General features: G+C 55.2%; 18 protein-coding genes, 5 tRNA genes and 3 rRNA genes. 22 read left to right on the plus strand and 4 right to left on the minus strand.

What is annotated here, in order from left to right; all coding sequences use genetic code 11:
- Positions 1 to 10 precede the first annotated feature (10 nt).
- The 4 genes from tatA (at position 11) to tatD (ending at position 2,410) form a co-directional block, all read left to right on the plus strand.
- Positions 11 to 265, plus strand: a complete 255-nt coding sequence (gene tatA / locus AC6I8V_RS01020) for a Sec-independent protein translocase subunit TatA (RefSeq protein ID WP_497844101.1) — start codon at positions 11 to 13, stop codon at positions 263 to 265.
- A 2-nt stretch (positions 266 to 267) separates the two neighbouring features.
- Positions 268 to 777, plus strand: coding sequence for a Sec-independent protein translocase protein TatB (gene tatB / locus AC6I8V_RS01025; protein ID WP_497844102.1), 510 nt, complete (start codon positions 268 to 270; stop codon positions 775 to 777).
- Between the two features lie 2 nt (positions 778 to 779).
- Positions 780 to 1,538: a Sec-independent protein translocase subunit TatC gene (gene tatC / locus AC6I8V_RS01030; protein ID WP_497844103.1), complete on the plus strand. Its 759-nt coding sequence runs from the start codon at positions 780 to 782 to the stop codon at positions 1,536 to 1,538.
- A gap of 89 nt (positions 1,539 to 1,627) precedes the next feature.
- Positions 1,628 to 2,410 (plus strand): 3'-5' ssDNA/RNA exonuclease TatD, encoded by a 783-nt coding sequence (gene tatD, locus AC6I8V_RS01035; protein WP_497844104.1) that lies wholly within the window; start codon positions 1,628 to 1,630, stop codon positions 2,408 to 2,410.
- Here the strand turns inward: tatD and rfaH are convergent.
- Positions 2,407 to 2,895, minus strand: a complete 489-nt coding sequence (gene rfaH / locus AC6I8V_RS01040; protein ID WP_497844105.1) for a transcription/translation regulatory transformer protein RfaH — start codon at positions 2,893 to 2,895, stop codon at positions 2,407 to 2,409. The two genes, tatD and rfaH, sit on opposite strands and share 4 nt — an antisense overlap.
- Positions 2,896 to 3,104: 209 nt before the next feature.
- Here rfaH and pepE point away from each other — a divergent pair, with 209 nt between their 5' ends.
- From pepE to fre, 3 genes are all read left to right on the plus strand, one after another.
- The gene (pepE, locus tag AC6I8V_RS01045; RefSeq protein ID WP_497844106.1) at positions 3,105 to 3,836 is read left to right on the plus strand and encodes a dipeptidase PepE; all 732 of its coding nucleotides are present in this window, start codon (positions 3,105 to 3,107) and stop codon (positions 3,834 to 3,836) included.
- Positions 3,837 to 3,910: 74 nt separating this feature from the next.
- Positions 3,911 to 5,395, plus strand: coding sequence for a 4-hydroxy-3-polyprenylbenzoate decarboxylase (gene ubiD, locus AC6I8V_RS01050; RefSeq protein WP_497844107.1), 1,485 nt, complete (start codon positions 3,911 to 3,913; stop codon positions 5,393 to 5,395).
- Between the two features lie 42 nt (positions 5,396 to 5,437).
- Positions 5,438 to 6,139, plus strand: a complete 702-nt coding sequence (fre, locus tag AC6I8V_RS01055; protein ID WP_497844108.1) for an NAD(P)H-flavin reductase — start codon at positions 5,438 to 5,440, stop codon at positions 6,137 to 6,139.
- Positions 6,140 to 6,218: 79 nt separating this feature from the next.
- Here fre and fadA read toward each other — a convergent pair whose 3' ends face one another.
- On the minus strand, positions 6,219 to 7,382 hold the full coding sequence (gene fadA / locus AC6I8V_RS01060; RefSeq protein WP_497844109.1) for an acetyl-CoA C-acyltransferase FadA: 1,164 nt from the start codon (positions 7,380 to 7,382) through the stop codon (positions 6,219 to 6,221).
- Positions 7,383 to 7,392: 10 nt separating this feature from the next.
- Entirely contained in the window at positions 7,393 to 9,576 is a 2,184-nt protein-coding gene (gene fadB, locus AC6I8V_RS01065) for a fatty acid oxidation complex subunit alpha FadB (protein WP_497844110.1), read from the minus strand.
- Between the two features lie 186 nt (positions 9,577 to 9,762).
- On the opposite strand from fadB, the gene pepQ reads away from it, so the two are divergent.
- From pepQ to birA, 10 genes are all read left to right on the plus strand, one after another.
- Positions 9,763 to 11,094, plus strand: a complete 1,332-nt coding sequence (pepQ, locus tag AC6I8V_RS01070) for a Xaa-Pro dipeptidase (RefSeq protein WP_497844111.1) — start codon at positions 9,763 to 9,765, stop codon at positions 11,092 to 11,094.
- The gene (locus AC6I8V_RS01075) at positions 11,094 to 11,726 is read left to right on the plus strand and encodes an IMPACT family protein (protein ID WP_497844112.1); all 633 of its coding nucleotides are present in this window, start codon (positions 11,094 to 11,096) and stop codon (positions 11,724 to 11,726) included. The genes pepQ and AC6I8V_RS01075 overlap by 1 nt, the downstream gene beginning before the upstream one ends.
- 14 nt (positions 11,727 to 11,740) lie before the next feature.
- On the plus strand, positions 11,741 to 13,192 hold the full coding sequence (gene trkH, locus AC6I8V_RS01080; RefSeq protein WP_497844113.1) for a Trk system potassium transporter TrkH: 1,452 nt from the start codon (positions 11,741 to 11,743) through the stop codon (positions 13,190 to 13,192).
- Between the two features lie 17 nt (positions 13,193 to 13,209).
- On the plus strand, positions 13,210 to 13,746 hold the full coding sequence (gene hemG, locus AC6I8V_RS01085; RefSeq protein ID WP_497844114.1) for a menaquinone-dependent protoporphyrinogen IX dehydrogenase: 537 nt from the start codon (positions 13,210 to 13,212) through the stop codon (positions 13,744 to 13,746).
- A gap of 381 nt (positions 13,747 to 14,127) precedes the next feature.
- Positions 14,128 to 15,669: ribosomal RNA gene (locus AC6I8V_RS01090) — 16S ribosomal RNA — on the plus strand.
- 89 nt (positions 15,670 to 15,758) lie between these two features.
- Positions 15,759 to 15,833 (plus strand) — tRNA-Glu (locus AC6I8V_RS01095).
- 217 nt (positions 15,834 to 16,050) lie between these two features.
- Positions 16,051 to 18,955, plus strand: a 23S ribosomal RNA gene (locus tag AC6I8V_RS01100).
- A gap of 104 nt (positions 18,956 to 19,059) precedes the next feature.
- A 5S ribosomal RNA gene (gene rrf / locus AC6I8V_RS01105) occupies positions 19,060 to 19,175 on the plus strand.
- Together the 16S, 23S and 5S rRNA genes with 1 tRNA gene alongside form the textbook arrangement of a ribosomal RNA operon.
- A 150-nt stretch (positions 19,176 to 19,325) precedes the next feature.
- The gene (gene murB, locus AC6I8V_RS01110; RefSeq protein ID WP_497844115.1) at positions 19,326 to 20,363 is read left to right on the plus strand and encodes a UDP-N-acetylmuramate dehydrogenase; all 1,038 of its coding nucleotides are present in this window, start codon (positions 19,326 to 19,328) and stop codon (positions 20,361 to 20,363) included.
- Positions 20,360 to 21,322: a bifunctional biotin--[acetyl-CoA-carboxylase] ligase/biotin operon repressor BirA gene (gene birA, locus AC6I8V_RS01115; protein ID WP_497844116.1), complete on the plus strand. Its 963-nt coding sequence runs from the start codon at positions 20,360 to 20,362 to the stop codon at positions 21,320 to 21,322. Before murB ends, birA begins: the two co-directional genes overlap by 4 nt.
- Positions 21,323 to 21,383: 61 nt before the next feature.
- Here birA and coaA read toward each other — a convergent pair whose 3' ends face one another.
- Positions 21,384 to 22,334, minus strand: coding sequence for a type I pantothenate kinase (gene coaA, locus AC6I8V_RS01120; protein WP_497844117.1), 951 nt, complete (start codon positions 22,332 to 22,334; stop codon positions 21,384 to 21,386).
- 504 nt (positions 22,335 to 22,838) lie between these two features.
- Between coaA and AC6I8V_RS01125 the strand changes: the two genes are divergently transcribed.
- The 5 genes from AC6I8V_RS01125 (at position 22,839) to tuf (ending at position 24,646) form a co-directional block, all read left to right on the plus strand.
- Positions 22,839 to 22,914: transfer RNA gene (locus AC6I8V_RS01125), tRNA-Thr, on the plus strand.
- A gap of 7 nt (positions 22,915 to 22,921) precedes the next feature.
- Positions 22,922 to 23,006 (plus strand) — tRNA-Tyr (locus tag AC6I8V_RS01130).
- A gap of 192 nt (positions 23,007 to 23,198) precedes the next feature.
- Positions 23,199 to 23,273 (plus strand) — tRNA-Gly (locus tag AC6I8V_RS01135).
- A gap of 5 nt (positions 23,274 to 23,278) precedes the next feature.
- Positions 23,279 to 23,354 (plus strand) — tRNA-Thr (locus AC6I8V_RS01140).
- Between the two features lie 107 nt (positions 23,355 to 23,461).
- On the plus strand, positions 23,462 to 24,646 hold the full coding sequence (tuf, locus tag AC6I8V_RS01145) for an elongation factor Tu (RefSeq protein ID WP_497843611.1): 1,185 nt from the start codon (positions 23,462 to 23,464) through the stop codon (positions 24,644 to 24,646).
- The last annotated feature ends 198 nt before the right edge of the window (positions 24,647 to 24,844 follow it).

Below are 24,844 nucleotides of genomic sequence, written 5' to 3' on the forward strand. Positions count from 1 at the left end.
GGCATATCTCATGGGCGGTATCAGTATTTGGCAATTGTTAATCATTGCCGTCATTGTTGTACTTCTGTTCGGTACCAATAAGCTCCGCAATCTGGGTTCGGATTTAGGTTCTTCCATTCGCGGCTTTAAAAAAGCCATGAGTGACGAAGACGATAAAAAGGATGATCCGAAAGAGCAGGACGCTGACTTCAACGCCAAAACCCTGGCAGACAAACAGCAAACCTCGGCTAGTAAAGACGACGCCAGGAACGACAAGCAGGTATAACTGTGTTCGACATTGGTTTTAGTGAACTGGTATTGGTGTTCGTTATCGGGCTGATTGTTCTTGGCCCGCAACGATTACCGGTTGCGGTAAAAACCGTTGTGGGCTGGATCAGGGCGATTCGCTCGCTGGCCGCCAACGTACAACATGAACTGGCGCAGGAACTGAAGCTACAGGAGCTACAGGATAGCCTGAAGAAGGTGGAAGAGGCGGGCCGTGGCACGCTGTCCCCGGAACTGAAAGAATCGATGGAAGAGTTGCGGAAAACCGCCGACTCCATGAAGCGTTCTTATCAGCAGAGCATCGATGTAGAGAAAGCGGAAGATGAAGCCAATACCATTCATACGCCGCAGCCTGCCAGCAGCGTGCTGCCAGTAACGCCCGCGACGGCGGAACATCAGGCCAGCGCCCCGGCGCAGGCTCCGCAACCTGCTCCGGCTGCCGCGGATAAACCCGAAACCGCCAGTGCCCCTCGCAGCACAGCGACGACTCCTTCCGCAAGTGATGAACGATAAACATGGCCGTTGAAGATACCCAACCGCTCATCAGCCATCTGATTGAGCTGCGCAAGCGTCTGTTGAACTGCATCATCGCGGTATTTGTGATTTTTCTGGCGTTGATTTACTTCGCCAACGACATCTACCATCTGGTGGCAGAACCGTTGATTAGCCAGATGCCCGCCGGTGCCAGTATGATCGCCACCGAAGTCGCGTCGCCGTTCTTTGCCCCGATTAAGCTCACCATCATTGTGTCGGTATTTCTTGCCGTGCCGGTGATTCTGTATCAGGTATGGGCGTTTATTGCGCCAGCGCTCTATCGCCATGAACGCAAACTGGTGATGCCGCTGCTGTTCTCCAGCACGCTGTTATTTTACGTCGGCGTGGCTTTTGCTTACTTCGTCGTGTTCCCGCTGGCGTTTGGCTTCTTTGCCAAAACGGCGCCGCAGGGGGTGCAAATCGCGACAGACATCACCCACTATCTCGACTTCGTCATGACCCTCTTCCTGGCATTCGGGGTGGCGTTTGAGGTGCCGGTGGTGATTGTGCTGCTGTGCTGGACCGGGATCACCTCGCCGGAAGAGCTGAAAAAGAAACGTCCTTACATTCTGGTTGGCGCGTTCGTTGTTGGGATGCTGCTCACACCGCCAGACGTTTTTTCCCAAACTTTGCTCGCTATTCCGATGTACTGCCTGTTTGAAGTCGGCGTATTCTTTTCCCGCTACTATGTGGGGAAAGGGCGTAAGGCGATGGATGAGGAAAACAACACCGAATCCTGATCTCCTTTTGCAGGGCATCCCGTATGCGAGCGGGATGATGATGAATCTGAACCGCCCGCCTGTTGGGCGGTTTTTATTTGGGAAAAAACATGTTTGATATCGGTGTAAACCTGACCAGCACGCAGTTCGCCAAAGATCGCGAACAGGTGGTTGCACGCGCGCGCGACGCGGGCGTCACCGGCCTGTTAATCACCGGCACCAACGCGCTGGAAAGTCAGCAGGCACAGCGGCTGGCCGCGCTGCATCCGGGCTACTGCTGGTCAACCGCGGGCGTGCACCCGCACCATGCCAGCGAATGGTCAGCTGAAACCGCCAATACGCTACGTCGCCTGGCCGAGAGCGGGCAGGTGGTGGCGATCGGGGAATGCGGACTGGATTTTAACCGTAACCTTTCGGCGCATGACCAGCAGGAATACGCCTTCGAGGCGCAGCTGGCGCTGGCGGCTGAATTACAGCTGCCGGTCTTTTTGCATTGCCGCGAAGCGCATGCGCGTTTTGCCGCGGTGCTGCGTCCCTGGTTGCCAAAACTGGTGGGCGCGGTGGCGCACTGTTTTACCGGCACGCGTGAGGAGCTGGTCGCCTGTCTTGATCTCGGCCTGTCGGTGGGGATTACCGGTTGGGTGTGCGACGAACGTCGCGGTATGGAACTGCGTGAGTTGCTGCCGCTGATTCCGGCCGAACGTCTGCTGCTGGAAACCGATGCGCCGTACCTGCTGCCGCGTGACATGCATCCACGCCCGACTTCACGCCGCAACGAGCCGTGCTTTCTGCCGCACATCGTGCAGCAGGTGGCGCTATGGCGTAATGAGTCGGCAGAGACGCTGGGCGCGCAGGTTGATCACAATGCGCGGCAGTTATTCAGGCTGGCTTAGGCTTTCCGAAACTGTTTGTTATCCACGCTGCGCATCACCTGTTTATTCAGCAGGTTAAGCAGCAGGATTGAACGGGTTTCGCCATCCGGTTCGGCAAAAATAGCGCGCAACCCTTCGAAGGTGCCTTCGGTGATGATCACTTCATCACCGATTTGCGGCGTTTCGGGATCGATCAGGATTTGCGGGGCATCACTTTGTAACGCTTCGATCACTTCATACGGCACCGTCGCTGGCATGGTGCCAAAGCGCACAAAGTGGCTGACACCACGCGTGCTGCTGATGGTGGTGGTGTGGATCGCTTCCGGATCGAATTCAATAAACAGATAGTTGGGAAACAGCGGCTCACTCACGGTCGTGCGTTTGCCACGGACGATTTTCTCCAGCGCAATCATCGGGCTGAGGCAATTGACCTCCTGCCGCTCAAGATGCTCCTTCGCGCGCAATAGCTGTCCACGTTTGCAATAGAGTAAGTACCAGGATTCCATAACTGCTCCCAAAGAATGGACGCTAAGAATAGCAAACCTGCTGTCAGAGTTATAGCGCATCGGCCGGGGGAAACGCAGTCGCGAAACAAATTTCACTACGATTTTTCTGAGTTCTAACCCTTTGTCATCGTTTATCGCAAGAAAATTGACGTCTGGCGATCATCTGTATCAGACTCCTTCACCATCTTGTGAATGAAAAGGACCGTCTGATGGAACTGTTCCTGTTAAGCAACGGCAAGCTGGCCGATGATGCTCCGCTGCTGAGTTATGCCCACCCACAGCTGCACGCGATGATTGCACAACGCGGTATCACCTCTGCGGTGCTGGTGCCTTACGCCATTATTCGTGGCGATCATGCCCAGCGGGCGCAGGATCTCAGCGACTCGCTCGGTATTCAGGTGCGCACCGTGCATGAATTCGCTTCGCCGGTGCAGGCGATTGAGCAGGCCGAGTTGATTCTGGTGAGCGGCGGCAATACCTGGTTGCTGAACCAGATGCTGCATGAGCAAGGGCTGATTGTGGCCATCCAGCGCGCGGTGCGCGAGCGTAGCGTGCCTTACGTCGGCTGGAGCGCGGGCTGCAACGTCGCGACGCCATCCATTCGCACCACCAATGATATGCCGGTACGCAGCAGCGTGGTGCTCCCCGCGCTGGGTCTGTTCCCGGTGCAGATCAATCCGCATTACCTTGATGCGCATGTCAGCGGCCATATGGGTGAAACCCGTGATGAGCGCCTGGCCGAATTTTGTGCGGTGAACCCGCATGAGTCGGTGATTGCGCTGCGCGAAGCCAGTTTCCTGCACGTTAGCGAGAGCCGTCTGCGCTACTACAGCGCGCGCGGTGAAGACTTTAAAGTATTCCGCCACGGCGAGCCGATTGCCGCTTACCATGATGTACTGGCGTTGCAGTCGCTGGTGCCGTTCTCCTGTCAGCCCGCCTGACGCAGAAACCTCAACATAGCCGCAGAATCGGCCCTATAATGGCCGATTCAATTGGGCCGGAAAGCTAAACCCGCATGAAATATCATGATTTACGAGATTTCCTTGACCTGCTGGAGCAGCGGGGCGAGTTAAAGCGCATCACTCAGGCGATCGATCCTGAACTGGAGATGACCGAAATTGCCGACCGCACGCTGCGTGCTGGCGGCCCGGCGCTGCTGTTCGAAAACCCCAAGGGTTATGACATGCCGGTGCTGTGCAACCTGTTTGGCACGCCGAAGCGCGTGGCGATGGGCATGGGCCAGGAAGAGGTCAGCGCGCTGCGCGAAGTCGGCAAACTGCTGGCGTTTCTTAAAGAACCGGAGCCACCCAAGGGCTTCCGCGATCTGTTCGACAAGATGCCGCAGTTCAAACAGGTGCTGAACATGCCGACCAAACGGCTGCGCAATGCGCCGTGCCAGGAAGAGGTTTTTACTGGCGACGAGGTCGATTTATCGCGTATTCCGGTGATGAAATGCTGGCCTGGCGATGCGGCGCCGCTGATCACCTGGGGTTTAACCGTGACGCGCGGGCCGCATAAAGAACGCCAGAATCTGGGCATTTATCGTCAGCAGGTGATTGGCAAAAACCGCGTGATTATGCGCTGGTTGTCGCACCGTGGCGGCGCGCTCGATTTTCAGGAGTGGTGTAAAGCCCATCCGGGCGAGCGTTTCCCGGTTTCTGTCGCGCTGGGCGCCGATCCGGCCACCATTCTCGGTGCCGTAACGCCGATACCGGATACGCTGTCGGAATATGCTTTTGCCGGGCTGCTGCGTGGCAACAAGACCGAGGTGGTGAAGTGCCTGTCTAACGAGCTGGAAGTCCCCGCCAGCGCGGAAATCGTGCTGGAAGGGTATATCGAGCAGGGCGATATGGCGCCTGAAGGTCCGTACGGCGATCACACCGGCTACTACAATGAAGTAGATAACTTCCCGGTGTTTACCGTGACGCACATAACGCAACGTCGCAACGCGATTTATCACTCAACCTATACCGGCCGTCCACCGGATGAACCGGCGGTGCTGGGCGTGGCGTTAAATGAAGTGCTGGTGCCGATCCTGATTAAGCAGTTCCCGGAAATTGTCGATTTCTACCTGCCGCCGGAAGGCTGTTCGTACCGCCTGGCGGTGGTAACGATGAAAAAGCAGTACGCCGGTCACGCCAAACGCGTGATGTTTGGCGTCTGGTCATTCCTGCGGCAGTTCATGTACACCAAATTTGTTATTGTGTGTGACGATGACGTCAATGCGCGTGACTGGAACGATGTGATCTGGGCCATTACCACCCGTATGGACCCGGCGCGCGACACGGTGCTGGTTGAGAATACGCCCATCGACTATCTCGACTTCGCTTCGCCGGTCTCCGGGCTGGGTTCGAAGATGGGGCTTGATGCCACCAACAAATGGCCCGGTGAGACGACGCGCGAGTGGGGCACCCCGATTGTGAAGGACCCATTGGTCACGGCGCGTATTGACGCCATCTGGGATGAGTTAGGCATCTTTGCTGAGCCGCCGCAGCGCTGACGGCGGCGAGCAACCATAAAAATGACCCGACAGAGGGAACGCATGACAACGTTAAGCTGCAAAGTGACTTCGGTTGAAGCGATTACTGATACCGTCTACCGCGTCCGTTTAATCCCGGAAGCGGATTTTAGCTTCCGGGCCGGACAGTACCTGATGGTGGTAATGGATGAACGTGATAAGCGTCCGTTCTCCCTGGCCTCCACGCCGATGGAAAAAGATATTATCGAGCTGCACATCGGCGCATCCGAGCTGAATCTCTACGCCATGGCGGTGATGGAACGTATCCAGAATCAGCGCGAAATCACCGTGGATATGCCGCACGGCGATGCCTGGCTGCGTGAAGATAGCGACCGTCCGGTGATCCTGATTGCGGGCGGCACCGGTTTCTCCTATGCCCGTTCCATTCTGCTGACCGCGCTGGCGCAACGGCCTGACCGTGAGATCGCCATCTACTGGGGCGGCCGCGAACTGACGCATCTCTACGATCTCGACGAACTCAATGCGCTGGCGGTGAAGCATCCGCATCTGAAGGTGATCCCGGTGGTTGAGCAGCCGGAAGCGAACTGGCAGGGTCGTACCGGTACGGTGCTGACCGCGGTGATGCAGGATTACGCCACGCTGAGCGCGCACGATATCTATATCGCTGGTCGCTTTGAGATGGCGAAGATTGCACGCGAACGCTTCTGCGCCGAGCGCGGCGCGCTGGAAGCGCAGATGTATGGCGACGCCTTCGCGTTTATTTGATCGCGTCTGAACGATACGGGTGCGCATTCATGCGCACCCTACGTGCAGGGTCGGCATTCATGCCGACCTGGTCAACGTATTACAGACGCTCAAATACGGTGGCAATCCCCTGACCTAAACCAATACACATGGTCGCCAGACCAAATTGCGCATCGCGTCGCTCCATCAAATGCAGCAGCGTGGTACTGATGCGCGCCCCGGAGCATCCCAGCGGATGACCGAGCGCAATCGCGCCGCCGTTCAGGTTCACCTTCTCGTCCAGCTGATCCAGCAACCCTAAATCTTTCAGGCAGGGCAGCGTTTGTGCTGCGAAGGCTTCGTTCAGTTCGAACAGGTCAATATCCTGCACTGTCAGACCGGCGCGTTTCAGCGCCAGCTTGCTGGCCGGTACCGGGCCATACCCCATGATCGAAGGATCGCAGCCAACCACCGCCATGCTGCGGATGCGCGCGCGCGGAGTCAGGCCCAGTTCACGGGCGCGGCTCTCGCTCATCAGCAGCATCGCCGCCGCACCGTCGGACAGGGCCGAGGAGCTGCCGGCGGTGACGGTGCCATTGACCGGGTCAAACGCCGGTTTCAGCGCCGCCAGGCCCGCGAGGCTGGCGTCTTCGCGAATTACTTCATCCGCGTCATAACGTTTCAGCACGCCGTCGGCATCGTGGCCATAAGTCGGGATGATTTCACGTTTGAAATCGCCACGCAGGGTGGCCTGCCAGGCGCGCTGGTGCGAGCGCAGCGCAAAGGCATCCTGCTGTTCACGGCTGATATGATGCATCCGCGCCAGCATCTCGGCAGTCAGACCCATCATGCCAGCGGCTTTCGCCACGGTACGACTTAAGCCCGGATGGAAATCCACGCCGTGGCTCATTGGCACATGGCCCATATGTTCGACGCCGCCAATCAGGCAGCTTTGCGCATCGCCGACCATAATGGCGCGCGCAGCGTCGTGCAGCGCCTGCATCGACGAACCGCATAAACGGTTGACGGTGCTGGCCGGGACGCGGTGCGGGATCTCCGCCAGCAGCGCGGCGTTGCGGGCGATATTGAAGCCCTGCTCCAGCGTTTGCTGCACGCAACCCCAGATGATGTCATCCAGTGACGCCGGATCAAGCGCCGGATTGCGGCTGAGCAGTTCCCGCATCAGATGGGCCGAGAGATCTTCCGCGCGTACCTGACGAAACGCGCCGCCTTTGGAACGTCCCATTGGTGTACGGGCGGCATCGATAATAACGACATTTTCCATTTTCTTACCCTCAGGCACTTTGCAGCGCGGCTTCATCAATCGGTTGGGCTTCGGGATACCAGCTTTGATGCTGATGGGCTTTCTGCAACAGCAGCTCCGGCAGCGCATAGAGCGGGCCAAGAGCGGTGTAGCGTTTAGCCTGATCAACCACCGTGCTGTTGCCCAGCGTATCCATATAGCGGAAGGCGCCGCCACGGAACGGCGGGAAGCCCAGGCCATACACCAGCGCCATATCGGCTTCGGCAGGGGATGCGATGATCTTCTCTTCCAGGCAGCGCACCACTTCGTTCAGCATCGGCAGCATCATGCGGTTGGCAATCTCTTCATCACTGAACACCCGCTTCGGCTGACAAACGTGTTCCAGCAACGCATCCACCGCGGCATCGGGCTGCTTCTGCGCCTTGCCCTTTTTGTCCTCTTCCCAGCGCCAGAAACCGAGACCATTTTTCTGACCATAACGTCCGGCTTCATACAACACGTCGATGGCGTCGCGATAATCTTTCTGCATCCGTGACGGGAAGCCCTGCGCCATCACCTGCTGCGCATGATGGGCGGTATCGATGCCGACGACATCCAGCAGCCACGCCGGTCCCATCGGCCAGCCAAACTGTTTTTCCATCACTTTATCGACCTGACGGAAATCGGCACCGTCGCGCAGCAGCAGGCTGAAGGCGGCGAAGTAGGGGAACAACACGCGGTTGACGAAGAAACCGGGACAGTCATTCACCACAATCGGCGTTTTACCCATTTTGCTGGCCCAGGCCACCACTTTGCCCAGCGTCTCCTCCGAGGTTTTTTCGCCACGGATCACTTCCACCAGCGGCATCCGCGGCACCGGATTGAAGAAGTGCATCCCGCAGAAGTTTTCCGGGCGTTGCAGCGCCTGCGCCAGCTGGCTGATAGGAATGGTGGAGGTGTTAGAGGCCAGGATGGCGTCGTCGCGCAGCTGCTGCTCGGTCTCGGCCAGCACTTTGGCTTTGATTTGCGGGTTTTCCACCACCGCTTCTACCACCACATCGGCACGGGTAAACCCGGCATACTCCAGCGTCGGCTGGATGGTGGTCAGCACGCTGGCCAGTTTCGCGCCATCAATTTTCCCGCGCTCCAGCTGTTTATTCAGCAGCTTGCTGGCTTCTTTCATCCCCAGCGCCAGCGCCTGTGGATTGATATCCTTCATCATCACCGGCACGCCTTTCCATGCCGACTGATAAGCAATGCCGCCGCCCATAATCCCTGCGCCGAGCACTGCCGCCTGCGCAGGCGTGCTGGTGGCGCTGCCGCGTTTTTTCGCCAGCCCTTTGACGTATTGATCGTTCAGGAAGATGCCGACCAGCGCGCGCGCCACATCGCTTTGCGCCAGCGGTACAAAGGCGGCGGTTTCCAGCTTCAGCGCATCGTCGCGGCCCAGACCCGCTGCGGCTTCAATGGTTTTCACTGCGGTGATCGGCGCCGGATAGTGTTTCCCGGCGGTTTGCAGCGCCATGCTTTTGGCGATGGTGAAACTCATCGCGGCTTCAATCGGGCTGAGCTTCAGCGGCGCCAGCTTCGGTGCACGACGCGCCTGCCAGCTGCCCTGGACGATCGCGTCCTGCAACACGGTTAAGGCCGCGCTGCGCAATTTATCCGGGCTTACTATCGCATCCACCAGGCCCAGCTTCAGCGCACTGAGGCCATCGACATCTTTGCCTGCGGCAATAATCTCCAGCGCGCTGTCCGCGCCGAGCAGACGCGGCAGGCGCACGCTGCCGCCAAAGCCGGGCATGATGCCGAGTTTGGTTTCCGGCAGGCCGATACGGGTTTGCGCCGTGGCGATGCGGAAATCGGTCGCCAGCACGCATTCACAGCCGCCGCCCAGCGCATAACCGTCGATAGCGGCGACGGTGGGCACCGGCAGATCCTCCAGACGATTGAAGATGCTGTTGGCAAACGCCAGCCACTGGCTCAGCTTCTCTTCGGGAGCATCGAACAGGGAGAGAAATTCGGTGATGTCGGCACCGACGATAAACGCCGGTTTCGCTGATGTGAGCAGCAGGCCGCGCAGCGTGGGTTGCTGCTCGAGTACGCCCAACGCCTCGCCCAGCGAGGCAACGGTTTTGGTATCGAGTTTGTTCACCGAACCGGGCGCGTCAAAAACCAGCTCGGCGATGCCATCGTCAAGCCAGCGAACAGAAAGGGTATCGCCTTGGTAGAGCATGTCCGTCTCCTGAAACCGCGAAAGTTGATCTGGTCATACCAGATGATCGAGAGTCTGGGCGTCATGTTAATTTTTTGCAAACAAGAGTTTGATTATTTGATACAGCGATCACAGCGCGCGGGGCACGGCATCACTGGCGCGGCTGTGCTACACTGCGGCCATTTTCGCGACACTGGAGACAAGTCCATGGATTCACTGAAAACCCTGTATCACGCACATATCAATACGTTGCAACAGCGGGCGCAGCAGGTGCTGGCACGCTTTAAACTTGATGCCATGCTGATTCATTCCGGCGAGTTGCTGACCGTGTTTCTCGACGATCACGACTATCCGTTTAAGGTGAATCCGCAGTTCAAAGCCTGGGTGCCGGTCACGCAGGTGCCAAACTGTTGGTTATGGATCGATGGCGTGAATAAACCCAAACTGTGGTTCTATTCGCCAGTGGATTACTGGCACAACGTCGAACCGCTGCCGAACAGCTTCTGGACCGGTGACGTTGAGGTTATTGGCCTGAAAAATGCGGACGAGATTGGGCAGTTGCTCCCGGCCCAGCGCGACAACGTGGCGTATATTGGCCCGGTGCCGACGCGTGCTACCCAGCTGGGGATTAAGGCGGATGGCATCAACCCGAAAGGGGTGATCGATTTCCTGCATTACCATCGCAGCATCAAAACTGATTATGAGCTGGCCTGTATGCGTGAAGCGCAGAAGCTGGCGGTTGCCGGTCATCGTGCCGCCAAAGAAGCCTTTTTCTCCGGCATGAGCGAGTTCGATATCAACATCGCTTACCTGAGCGCCACCGGCCATCGCGATATCGATGTGCCTTACGGCAACATCATCGCGCTGAATGAACACGCCGCCGTGCTGCACTACACCAAACTGGATCACCAGCCGCCAGCGAAGCGCCATAGCTTTTTGATTGATGCCGGGGCTGAGTATCTGGGCTATGCCGCGGATTTGACCCGCAGCTATGCCGCGCAGACGAAATCGCGCTATGCCGAAATGGTCGACGCGATGAACAAAGAGGAGCTGGCGCTGATCGCCACCCTCAAAGCTGGCGTGCGCTATACCGATTATCATCTGCAAATGCATCAACGCATTGCGCGCCTGCTGCTGAAGTTCGAGCTGGTGAAGGGATTAAGTGAAGAGACGCTGGTGGCGGAAGACTTAACCGGTCCGTTTATGCCACACGGCCTCGGCCATCCGCTGGGCTTGCAGGTACATGATGTCGCGGGCTTTATGCAGGATGATAAGGGGACGCACCTTGCGGCTCCGGCGCAATATCCTTACCTGCGTTGTACCCGTGTGCTGGAACCGGGCATGGTGATGACCATCGAACCCGGTTTCTACATTATCGATTCGCTGCTGGCCGCGCTGCGTGCTGGCAAGTTTAGCCAGCACTTCGACTGGCAGGCGATTGATGCGCTGAAGCCGTATGGCGGCATCCGCATCGAGGATAATGTGGTGATCCACGCCAACCGGATTGAAAACATGACGCGCGATCTGCATCTGGCCTGATGGACGCCTATGACATTCCCGCTGAGGCCGTGAGCCTCAGTGAGGAAACCATCAAGAAAAGCCGCTTTATCACGCTGCTGGCGCATACCGCTGGCGTAGAGGCGGCGCGCGCCTTTGTTCAGCAGATCAAAGCTGAACATCCAGCGGCGCGTCACCATTGCTGGGCATGGGTGGCGGGTGCGCCGGATGATTCACAGCAACTGGGCTTTTCTGATGATGGCGAACCATCGGGCACCGCGGGCAAACCGATGCTGGCCCAGCTGATGGGCAGCGGCGTTGGGGAAATTACCGCCGTGGTGGTGCGCTACTATGGCGGCATTATGCTGGGTACCGGCGGGCTGGTGAAAGCCTATGGCGGCGGCGTGCAGCAAGGGCTAAAACAGCTGGCCCGCTGTCGCAAAGTGCCGATGCAATCTTTTACCCTGCAATGCGAGTATGCCCAGCTGAGCGATATCGAACGCCTGTTGCAGCGCTTTGACGGCAAGATAGAAGAGAGCCATTATCTTGATCGCATTACGTTGCGGCTGGCATTACCGCATAGCCAGATCGATGGCTTTCGGCAAAACCTCTCTGACTACAGCCGGGGCGTGCTGACGCTCATCCCGCTGGAAAACTCAAGCTTATCTCTTTGAAAGGAAACGGCTGAATGCATTTTCGCGCCATAACCCGCATTGTGGGCCTGCTGGTGATCCTGTTCTCAGTGACCATGATCTTGCCCGGTCTGGTGGCCTTAATTTATCGTGACGGTGCCGGGCGGGCGTTCAGCCAGACCTTTATGATGGCCCTCGTGATTGGTTCATTATTGTGGTGGCCAAACCGCAAGGAGAAAACTGAGCTGAAGCCGCGCGAAGGGTTTCTGATTGTGGTGCTGTTCTGGACGGTGCTGGGCAGCGTCGGGGCGATGCCGTTTATGTTTGCGGAACAGCCGCACCTGTCCGTGACCGATGCATTTTTCGAATCGTTTTCCGGATTAACCACCACCGGGGCAACGACGCTGGTGGGGCTGGACTCATTACCCAAAGCGATTCTGTTCTATCGCCAGATGCTGCAATGGCTGGGCGGTATGGGGATCATCGTGCTGGCGGTGGCGATCCTGCCGATTCTCGGGGTTGGTGGTATGCAGCTGTATCGCGCCGAGATGCCAGGGCCGCTGAAAGACAACAAGATGCGACCGCGTATTGCAGAAACGGCAAAAACGCTGTGGCTGATCTATGTCCTGTTAACGGTGGCCTGCGCTGTGGCGTTGTGGCTGGCGGGGATGCCGGTGTTTGATGCCATCGGCCATAGCTTCTCCACTATCGCGATTGGCGGCTTCTCTACCCATGATGCCAGTATCGGTTACTTCAATAGTCCGACCATCAACACCATCGTAGCGGTATTTCTGCTGATCTCTGGCTGTAACTATGGCCTGCACTTCTCTCTGCTTAGCGGACGCAGCCTGAAAGTTTACTGGCGCGACCCCGAGTTTCGCATGTTCATTGGCGTGCAGCTGACGCTGGTGCTGATTTGCACTCTGGTGCTGTGGTTCCACGATGTCTATGCCAGCGGCTGGCAAACCCTGAATCAGGCCTTTTTCCAGGTGGTGTCGATGGCGACTACCGCCGGGTTTACCACCGATAGCATTGCACGCTGGCCGCTGTTCCTGCCGGTGCTGCTGTTATGTTCCGCCTTTATTGGTGGCTGCGCCGGTTCTACCGGCGGCGGGTTAAAGGTGATCCGCATTCTGCTGCTGTGCAAGCAGGGGTCGCGTGAGCTGAAGCGTCTGGTTCATCCCAATGCGGTTTACACTATTAAGTTAGGCAACCGTGCGCTGCCAGAACGCATTCTGGAAGCGGTGTGGGGCTTCTTCTCCGCCTATGCGTTGGTGTTCCTCGTCAGTATGCTGGCGATTATCGCCACCGGCGTGGATGACTTCTCGGCGTTTGCTGCCGTCGCTGCCACCCTTAATAACCTCGGACCGGGGTTGGGCGTGGTGGCCGATAACTTCGCATCAATGAATGATGTGGCGAAGTGGATTCTGATCTCGACCATGCTGTTTGGCCGACTTGAGGTCTTCACATTGCTGGTTCTCTTCACGCCGACCTTCTGGCGTGAATGATAAAACGGGATTGTGTAATGAAAGCGTTGATTCTCTACTCCAGCCGTGACGGGCAAACTCAAAAGATCGCCGGGCGCATCGCGCAAAGCCTGGCGCCGCAGCAGCTATGTGATGTGATTGATATGCTGCATACCGCGTCTCTCGACTGGGCGCAGTATGATCGCGTGCTGATTGGCGCTTCAATTCGCTATGGTCATTTCCATCCGGCACTGATGAAGTTTGTGACGCAGTATCGCGCGCAGCTGGAACAACGTGTCAGTGGTTTCTTTAGTGTGAATCTGACGGCACGCAAAGCCGATAAATGTACGCCGGAAACCAACGTTTATACACATAAGTTCCTGACGCAGTCGCCGTGGCAGCCAGATTGCTGTGCGGTATTCGCCGGTGCGCTGCGTTATCCACGCTATCGCTGGTTCGATCGCGTCATGATTCAGCTGATTATGCGTATGACGGGTGGCGAAACGGATACGTCAAAAGAAGTGGAATACACCGATTGGCAAAAAGTCGCGCTTTTTGCCCAGGATTTTGCGCACTTACCAGGCAAATCGTTGTGAAATAAGGCGCTTTGGTGAAATTTAGGCCGAACGATCATTTTTTTGCAATAAACGCTTGTCAGTCAGAATTAACTCCCTATAATGCGCCTCCACTGACACGGGAAAGCGGCAACGCAGACGGTCAGCGAGGGACGAAGTGATTCATCCCGCCAGAGAAAAATCTCGAAAAAGAGATTGACTCTGAAAGAGGAGGGCGTAATATACGCCACCTCGCGACAGCAGCGTAAAGCACTGGTCGCACTGCTCTTTAACAATTTATCAGACAATCTGTGTGGGCACTCGCAGGATTGATATCAAAAGTCTACGGACTTAAAAAAATATCAAGTCTCAAGAGTGAACACGTAATTCATTACGAAGTTTAATTCTTTGAGCATCAAACTTAAATTGAAGAGTTTGATCATGGCTCAGATTGAACGCTGGCGGCAGGCCTAACACATGCAAGTCGAACGGTAGCACAGAGGAGCTTGCTCCTTGGGTGACGAGTGGCGGACGGGTGAGTAATGTCTGGGGATCTGCCCGATGGAGGGGGATAACTACTGGAAACGGTAGCTAATACCGCATAACGTCGCAAGACCAAAGTGGGGGACCTTCGGGCCTCACACCATCGGATGAACCCAGATGGGATTAGCTAGTAGGTGGGGTAACGGCTCACCTAGGCGACGATCCCTAGCTGGTCTGAGAGGATGACCAGCCACACTGGAACTGAGACACGGTCCAGACTCCTACGGGAGGCAGCAGTGGGGAATATTGCACAATGGGCGCAAGCCTGATGCAGCCATGCCGCGTGTATGAAGAAGGCCTTCGGGTTGTAAAGTACTTTCAGCGGGGAGGAAGGTGTGACGGTTAATAACCGTCGCAATTGACGTTACCCGCAGAAGAAGCACCGGCTAACTCCGTGCCAGCAGCCGCGGTAATACGGAGGGTGCAAGCGTTAATCGGAATTACTGGGCGTAAAGCGCACGCAGGCGGTCTGTCAAGTCGGATGTGAAATCCCCGGGCTTAACCTGGGAACTGCATTCGAAACTGGCAGGCTAGAGTCTTGTAGAGGGGGGTAGAATTCCAGGTGTAGCGGTGAAATGCGTAGAGATCTGGAGGAATACCGGTGGCGAAGGCGGCCCCCTGGACAAAGACTGACGCTCAGGTGCGAAAGCGTGGGGAGCAAACAGGATTAGATACCCTGGTAGTCCACGCCGTAAACGATGTCGACTTGGAGGTTGTTCCCTTGAGGAGTGGCTTCCGGAGCTAACGCGTTAAGTCGACCGCCTGGGGAGTACGGCCGCAAGGTTAAAACTCAAATGAATTGACGGGGGCCCGCACAAGCGGTGGAGCATGTGGTTTAATTCGATGCAACGCGAAGAACCTTACCTGGCCTTGACATCCACGGAATTCGGCAGAGATGCCTTAGTGCCTTCGGGAACCGTGAGACAGGTGCTGCATGGCTGTCGTCAGCTCGTGTTGTGAAATGTTGGGTTAAGTCCCGCAACGAGCGCAACCCTTATCCTTTGTTGCCAGCGATTCGGTCGGGAACTCAAAGGAGACTGCCGGTGATAAACCGGAGGAAGGTGGGGATGACGTCAAGTCATCATGGCCCTTACGGCCAGGGCTACACACGTGCTACAATGGCGCATACAAAGAGAAGCGACCTCGCGAGAGCAAGCGGACCTCATAAAGTGCGTCGTAGTCCGGATCGGAGTCTGCAACTCGACTCCGTGAAGTCGGAATCGCTAGTAATCGTAGATCAGAATGCTACGGTGAATACGTTCCCGGGCCTTGTACACACCGCCCGTCACACCATGGGAGTGGGTTGCAAAAGAAGTAGGTAGCTTAACCTTCGGGAGGGCGCTTACCACTTTGTGATTCATGACTGGGGTGAAGTCGTAACAAGGTAACCGTAGGGGAACCTGCGGTTGGATCACCTCCTTACCTGAAGATACCTTCCTCCGAAGTGCTCACACAGATTGTCTGATGAAAACGTAATGAGCAAGACGGCTGCGAAGTCGTGACACATTCGTGTCCCCTTCGTCTAGCGGTTAGGACTCCGCCCTTTCACGGCGGCAACAGGGGTTCGAATCCCCTAGGGGACGCCACTTGCTTGGTGACAGGTGAAAGGTGTCTCCACGAAGTATCTCAAAACTGACTGTAAAGTCATGTTTGAGATATTTGCTCTTTAACAATCCGGAACAAGCTGAAAATTTGAAACGACGCGCAGTCGTATTCCTCCGTAATAAGGAATACAGCACGGCGCGTTCGAGTCTCTCAAATGCTTGCAGTCTGCACGCGTTGCAAAACGCCTGTGGGTTGTGAGGTTAAGCGACTAAGCGTACACGGTGGATGCCCTGGCAGTCAGAGGCGATGAAGGACGTGCTAATCTGCGTAAAGCGCCGGTAAGGTGATATGAACCGCTATAGCCGGCGATGTCCGAATGGGGAAACCCGGTGCACTCAGTGCATCATCGTTAACTGAATACATAGGTTAACGAGGCGAACCGGGGGAACTGAAACATCTAAGTACCCCGAGGAAAAGAAATCAACCGAGATTCCCCCAGTAGCGGCGAGCGAACGGGGAACAGCCCAGAACCTGAATCAGTTTGTGCATTAGTGGAAGCGTCTGGAAAGTCGCAGGGTACAGGGTGATACTCCCGTACACAAAAATGCACCTGCTGTGAGTTCGATGAGTAGGGCGGGACACGTGGTATCCTGTCTGAATATGGGGGGACCATCCTCCAAGGCTAAATACTCCTGACTGACCGATAGTGAACCAGTACCGTGAGGGAAAGGCGAAAAGAACCCCGGCGAGGGGAGTGAAACAGAACCTGAAACCGTGTACGTACAAGCAGTGGGAGCCTACTTGTTAGGTGACTGCGTACCTTTTGTATAATGGGTCAGCGACTTATATTCTGTAGCAAGGTTAACCGTATAGGGGAGCCGCAGGGAAACCGAGTCTTAACCGGGCGTTAAGTTGCAGGGTATAGACCCGAAACCCGGTGATCTAGCCATGGGCAGGTTGAAGGTTGGGTAACACTAACTGGAGGACCGAACCGACTAATGTTGAAAAATTAGCGGATGACTTGTGGCTGGGGGTGAAAGGCCAATCAAACCGGGAGATAGCTGGTTCTCCCCGAAAGCTATTTAGGTAGCGCCTCGTGAACTCATCTCCGGGGGTAGAGCACTGTTTCGGCTAGGGGGCCATCCCGGCTTACCAACCCGATGCAAACTGCGAATACCGGAGAATGTTATCACGGGAGACACACGGCGGGTGCTAACGTCCGTCGTGAAGAGGGAAACAACCCAGACCGCCAGCTAAGGTCCCAAAGTCATGGTTAAGTGGGAAACGATGTGGGAAGGCACAGACAGCCAGGATGTTGGCTTAGAAGCAGCCATCATTTAAAGAAAGCGTAATAGCTCACTGGTCGAGTCGGCCTGCGCGGAAGATGTAACGGGGCTAAACCATGCACCGAAGCTGCGGCAGCGACACTATGTGTTGTTGGGTAGGGGAGCGTTCTGTAAGCCGCTGAAGGTGGACTGTGAGGTCTGCTGGAGGTATCAGAAGTGCGAATGCTGACATAAGTAACGATAAAGCGGGTGAAAAGCCCGCTCGCCGGAAGACCAAGGGTTCCTGTCCAACGTTAATCGGGGCAGGGTGAGTCGACCCCTAAGGCGAGGCTGAAAAGCGTAGTCGATGGGAAGCAGGTTAATATTCCTGCACTTGGTGTTACTGCGAAGGGGGGACGGAGAAGGCTAGGTTATCCGGGCGACGGTTGTCCCGGTTTAAGCGTGTAGGCGTGTGCTCCAGGCAAATCCGGTGCACTTTAACGCTGAGGCGTGATGACGAGCCACTACGGTGGTGAAGTAACTGATGCCCTGCTTCCAGGAAAAGCCTCTAAGCTCCAGGTAACACGAAATCGTACCCCAAACCGACACAGGTGGTCAGGTAGAGAATACCAAGGCGCTTGAGAGAACTCGGGTGAAGGAACTAGGCAAAATGGTGCCGTAACTTCGGGAGAAGGCACGCTGGCGCGTAGGTGAAGGGACTTGCTCCCGGAGCTGAAGCCAGTCGAAGATACCAGCTGGCTGCAACTGTTTATTAAAAACACAGCACTGTGCAAACACGAAAGTGGACGTATACGGTGTGACGCCTGCCCGGTGCCGGAAGGTTAATTGATGGGGTTATCCGCAAGGAGAAGCTCTTGATCGAAGCCCCGGTAAACGGCGGCCGTAACTATAACGGTCCTAAGGTAGCGAAATTCCTTGTCGGGTAAGTTCCGACCTGCACGAATGGCGTAATGATGGCCAGGCTGTCTCCACCCGAGACTCAGTGAAATTGAAATCGCTGTGAAGATGCAGTGTACCCGCGGCAAGACGGAAAGACCCCGTGAACCTTTACTATAGCTTGACACTGAACATTGAGCCTTGATGTGTAGGATAGGTGGGAGGCTTTGAAGCGTGGACGCCAGTCTGCGTGGAGCCAACCTTGAAATACCACCCTTTAATGTTTGATGTTCTAACGTAGGCCCGTAATCCGGGCTGCGGACAGTGTCTGGTGGGTAGTTTGACTGGGGCGGTCTCCTCCCAAAGCGTAACGGAGGAGCACGAAGGTTGGCTAATCCTGGTCGGACATCAGGAGGTTAGTGCAATGGCATAAGCCAGCTTGACTGCGAGAGTGACGGCTCGAGCAGGTGCGAAAGCAGGTCATAGTGATCCGGTGGTTCTGAATGGAAGGGCCATCGCTCAACGGATAAAAGGTACTCCGGGGATAACAGGCTGATACCGCCCAAGAGTTCATATCGACGGCGGTGTTTGGCACCTCGATGTCGGCTCATCACATCCTGGGGCTGAAGTAGGTCCCAAGGGTACGGCTGTTCGCCGTTTAAAGTGGTACGCGAGCTGGGTTTAGAACGTCGTGAGACAGTTCGGTCCCTATCTGCCGTGGGCGCTGGAGAATTGAGGGGGGTTGCTCCTAGTACGAGAGGACCGGAGTGAACGCACCACTGGTGTTCGGGTTGTCATGCCAATGGCATTGCCCGGTAGCTAAGTGCGGAAGAGATAAGTGCTGAAAGCATCTAAGCACGAAACTTGCCCCGAGATGAGTTCTCCCTGACTCCTTGAGAGTCCTGAAGGGACGTTGAAGACGACGACGTTGATAGGCCGGATGTGTAAGTGCAGCGATGCATTGAGCTAACCGGTACTAATGACCCGTGAGGCTTAACCTTACAACGCCAGAGGCGTTTTGGTTGAGAGACCAGAGAATTTTCAGCTTAGTTCAAACGGATTGGTTCGCATGGCCTGAGAGGGCGGTGCGGATAAACAGAATTTGCCTGGCGGCTGTAGCGCGGTGGTCCCACCTGACCCCATGCCGAACTCAGAAGTGAAACGCCGTAGCGCCGATGGTAGTGTGGGGTCTCCCCATGCGAGAGTAGGGAACTGCCAGGCATCAATTAAGTGAAAAAGCCCTGAACGAAAGTTCAGGGCTTTTTTACGTCCGCAGATCGGCAAACCAGTGCTGAAAAACCACGAAAACATCCCACCCGTAACAATCTGATCAGGTAAACTACGGCCAGATTAATCAGTTAAGGCCGTGAAATGTCCAGCCCCAACACTTCTCTTAAAGCATTCAATACACTTGGCCTTGAGGTCAGTGCGAAAACCATCGTTATTGCCGACACGGCGGATGCCATTACCGAAGCCTGGCAAGCCAGCGTCCAGCAGGCTCAGCCGTTTATGGTGCTTGGTGAGGGTAGCAACGTACTGTTTCTTGAAGACTTTAGCGGCACCGTTGTTATCAATGCCATTAAAGGCATCGCCTTAGAAGAACATGCCGAAGCATGGCAATTGCATGTCGGGGCGGGAGAGAATTGGCACGGTCTGGTTGAGCAGACGTTAAAGAAAGGCATCCCAGGCCTGGAGAATCTGGCACTGATTCCTGGCATGGCCGGTTCAGCACCGATTCAAAACATTGGTGCTTACGGAGTCGAATTCAAAGATATCTGCCATTATGTGGAAGCCCTGCATCTGCCAACTGACAAGATCGTCCGCCTGTATCGTGACGAGTGTGAGTTTGGCTATCGGGACAGTATCTTCAAACACGCGATGAAGAATGACTATGTCATCGTCGCAGTAGGGTTGCGCCTGCCAAAACTATGGCAGCCGGTTCTGAGTTATGGCGATCTTGCACGACTTAACCCGGCAACGGTCAGCGCGTGGGATGTTTTCAACGCTGTCTGCCAGATGCGTCAGAGCAAGCTGCCCGACCCGCGTGTGACAGGCAATGTGGGGAGCTTCTTCAAAAACCCGCTGATCTCAGCCAGCCAGGCCGCCACATTATGCACGCAGTGGCCCACAATGCCGGTCTATCCACAGCCTAATGGTGAGGTAAAACTCGCTGCTGGATGGTTGATCGATCAGTGTCAGCTGAAAGGCTATCGTGTGGGTGGAGCTGCCGTTCATCGTCAGCAGGCGCTGGTATTGATCAATGAAGCCGACGCGGCACCACAGGATATTGTCCAGCTGGCGCATGAAGTGAGAGGCAAAGTGGGTGAAATATTTGATGTCTGGCTGGAGCCTGAAGTTCGCTTCATTGGCGCGAAGGGCGAACGTAATGCCGTTGAGGTGATTTCATGAAAGACCATAGTGTTCCGTTGAAACTGGTTGCTCTGCTGGCAGATGGAGAATTTCATTCGGGTGAGCAACTGGGTGAGATTCTGGGCATGAGCCGGGCGGCGGTCAATAAGCACATCCAGACACTGAAAAGCTGGGGACTGGATGTGTATACCGTCACTGGCAAAGGATACAGCCTGCCAGCACCGATTCAGCTGCTGAATAAAGACGAAATCTTATCGCGTCTGCATCAACCCAATCTGGCTGTGATTCCGGTGATTGATTCAACCAACCAGTATCTGCTGGAACGTATGGATCAACTGGTTTCTGGCGATGCCTGTATTGCGGAATATCAACAGGCAGGTCGTGGGCGCCGTGGCAGACAGTGGTTTTCCCCCTTTGGCGCCAATCTGTATATGTCGATGTACTGGCGCCTGGAACAGGGACCCGCGGCAGCAATGGGACTGAGCCTGGTGATTGGTATTGTCATGGCGGAAGTCATTCAATCGCTCGGTGCGGGCGATGTGCGGGTAAAATGGCCGAACGACCTCTATCTGAACGATCGGAAGCTGGCCGGAATCCTGGTCGAACTCACCGGGAAGACGGGCGATGCGGCCCAGATTGTTATTGGTGCGGGTATTAATCTTGCAATGCGTTCTGAAGCTGCCTCACAAATCAGCCAGGGCTGGATCAATTTGCAGGAAGCGGGCATTGAAATCGATCGCAATCAGCTGGCGGCAAAATTGATTAATACCCTGCGTGAAGCTTTACCTCAGTTCGAACGCGACGGACTTGCGCCCTTTATTGAACGCTGGGAAGCACTCGATAACTTTATCAATCGGCCAGTAAAATTATTGATTGGCGAACGTGAAGTTCATGGTATAGCCCGCGGTATAGATAAACAGGGTGGTTTATTGCTGGAGCAGGACGGTGAAATTAAAGCCTGGGTTGGCGGCGAAATTTCATTGCGGCCATCAACGTGATGGTATTGCTGTAAATATTTCAGACAGTACATAACGCCCTGATAATCTCAGGGCGTTTTTCTTATTTTCTCAAACGTACATGCTGCACGGCATGATCGGCAGACTTAGTCATGATCAGGCTGGCGCGCTCACGAGTGGGAAGGATATTTTCCTTAAGATTTAACCAGTTAATCTCATGCCATAAACCACGCGCAATATTAACGGCTTCCTCTTCCGGCAGTTGTGAATAATGATGGAAATAAGAATCCGGATCGCTAAATGCACCCTGACGGAATTTCAGGAAGCGATTGATATACCAGCTTTCAAGCAGATCTTCCGGCGCATCAACATATATGGAAAAGTCGACGAAATCCGAAACAAATACGTGGTGGGGATCGTGCGGATAATCCATCCCGCTTTGCAGCACATTTAAGCCTTCAAGAATCAAAATATCAGGCTGCTGCACAACCTTATCGCCATCCGGGATAACATCATAAATCAGGTGTGAATAAACCGGTGCGGTAACCTGGCTGGCGCCAGATTTTAGATCGGAAACAAAATTGACCAGGCGATGCATATCATAAGATTGCGGGAAGCCTTTCTTCTTCATCAACCCACGTTCTTTTAACACCGCATTTGGATGCAGAAAGCCATCAGTAGTGATCAATTCTACTTTTCGATGCTCCGGCCAACGGCTGAGCAACGCCTGCAACACGCGTGCCGTCGTGCTTTTACCCACCGCTACGCTACCGGCGATACTGATGATGTAAGGGATCTTTTGCCCGTTGGTGCCGAGGAACTGCTCCAGCACCGCCTGACGGCGCAGATTAGAACTGATGTAAAAATTTAACAGGCGTGACAGCGGCAAATAAATCTCAGCGACCTCTTCCAGCGAGAGATCTTCATTAATGCCGCGTAACCGGGCGATTTCACCCTCAGCCAGGGTCATCGGCACCGAGTCGCGCAAGGCAGCCCATTGCTGACGATCAAATTGCAGATAGGGTGTAGTAACTGGCGTCGTCTTTTTACTCATAAGCATGCATCTGACCGCAAATTCTGGCTCATCAACACCTTGCAGCATCAGGCATACAGCGATGTGTCGAACTCAGTTGCACGTCACAGGGGTAATTTAACGAGAACAATGGGCAGGAGGGTAACACCAGTGTGACTTTAAAAAGAAGTAAAATGATAAACGCAAGTGCGCTTTCGTAAGCGTGCCCGCATTTTTCTTGTCACTCAGTAGCTTGTCTCAGCAATTTCTGGTGCGTTTCCCGCAGACCGATGCCATAGCGCGCTAGCAAAAAACGTTTTCGATATAGAGATAGTTGCGTGTGAGGTGGATTGTGCCGCGGGGGAGAGCGAAAAATCTGCCCGGATTAAGGAATGTCGCGAGTAAAAATGCAGCATTGCTGGACAAATTTGCGGCATCTGGCAATTGATTTGCGAGGATTTGCACAAATAGTAAGCGATAGCGCGATTTTGGCAATTTTTTTGTTGCATCCTGCATCCGCACTTCCTAGAATGCGCGTCACTTGATGCCGGCTTAGCTCAGTTGGTAGAGCAACTGACTTGTAATCAGTAGGTCACCAGTTCGATTCCGGTAGCCGGCACCATCAAGTAGGTGGGATTCCCGAGCGGCCAAAGGGAGCAGACTGTAAATCTGCCGTCACAGACTTCGAAGGTTCGAATCCTTCTCCCACCACCATCTCAACCCCCTGGGTTGAGCGTCAGATGAAGACTTCATTCTGACGGGTGAGTTCAACTCTCTCACCTTCGAATTCAGACTGAGCATTAGCGCAGTCAAAGTTGGTCGGAAACACTGACTGACTCGAATAATAGAAGGCCTTCTTTTATTATTCATAAGCTACAGAAAGAACAGGTAGCCGAGTTCCAGGATGCGGGCATCGTATAATGGCTATTACCTCAGCCTTCCAAGCTGATGATGCGGGTTCGATTCCCGCTGCCCGCTCCAGATGTGCTGATATGGCTCAGTTGGTAGAGCGCACCCTTGGTAAGGGTGAGGTCCCCAGTTCGACTCTGGGTATCAGCACCACTTCCTTTATCTCTCTCCTGATTCTCTCTCTGTAAAACTAACAGTCAGGCCTAGCCTGGTTGATGTGACGATATCTTTGATATATCCGTGTCTTAGAGGGACAAGCGATGGCTAAAGAGCAATTTCAACGTAACAAACTGCACGTAAACGTGGGCACCATCGGTCACGTTGACCACGGTAAAACCACTCTGACTGCTGCGATCACCACCGTTCTGGCTAAAACCTACGGCGGCCAGGCGCGTGCATTTGACCAGATCGACAACGCGCCGGAAGAGAAGGCTCGTGGTATCACCATCAACACTTCACACGTTGAGTATGAAACCCCGACTCGCCACTACGCGCACGTTGACTGCCCGGGCCACGCCGACTACGTGAAAAACATGATCACCGGTGCTGCGCAGATGGACGGCGCAATCCTGGTTGTTGCTGCGACTGACGGCCCGATGCCGCAGACCCGTGAGCACATCCTGCTGGGTCGTCAGGTTGGCGTTCCGTACATCATCGTGTTCCTGAACAAGTGCGACATGGTTGATGACGAAGAGCTGCTGGAACTGGTTGAGATGGAAGTGCGTGACCTGCTGTCACAGTACGACTTCCCGGGCGACGATACTCCGATCGTTCGTGGTTCTGCTCTGAAAGCGCTGGAAGGCGATGCAGAGTGGGAAGCGAAAATCGTTGAGCTGGCTGGTCACCTGGACACCTACATCCCGGATCCGGTTCGTGCCATCGACCTGCCGTTCCTGCTGCCGATCGAAGACGTATTCTCAATCTCTGGCCGTGGTACCGTTGTTACCGGTCGTGTTGAGCGCGGCATCGTGAAAGTAGGCGACTCAGTAGAAATCGTTGGTATCAAAGATACTCAGGTTTCAACCTGTACTGGCGTTGAAATGTTCCGCAAACTGCTGGACCAGGGTCAGGCGGGCGAGAACTGTGGTGTTCTGCTGCGTGGTATCAAGCGTGAAGAGATCCAGCGTGGCCAGGTACTGGCTAAGCCGGGCACCATCAAGCCGCACACTCAGTTCGAATCAGAAGTGTACGTACTGTCTAAAGATGAAGGCGGCCGTCATACTCCGTTCTTCAAAGGCTACCGTCCTCAGTTCTACTTCCGCACTACTGACGTAACAGGTTCAGTAGAGCTGCCGGAAGGCGTTGAGATGGTAATGCCGGGCGACAACATCAAAATGGTTGTTACCCTGATTCACCCGATCGCCATGGACGAAGGTCTGCGCTTCGCAATCCGCGAAGGCGGCCGTACCGTTGGTGCGGGCGTTGTTGCTAAAGTTATCGCTTAATCTCGATAACATTTGACGCAATGCACACGGAAAGGGCATCATTTGATGCCCTTTTTGCACGCTGTTGCATAGAACCTGGCTCATCAGTGATTTTCGGTCATAATCATTGCTGAGACAGGCTCTGTTAAGCGGCGCAGGATACCGAGTTACGCCCTAAAAGCTCATTCGGTTTGGATGCCTCGCATTGCGGGGCAGAAT

The sequence above is a fragment of the Pantoea sp. X-Soil-TKNS-1207 genome (genome assembly GCF_059730485.1).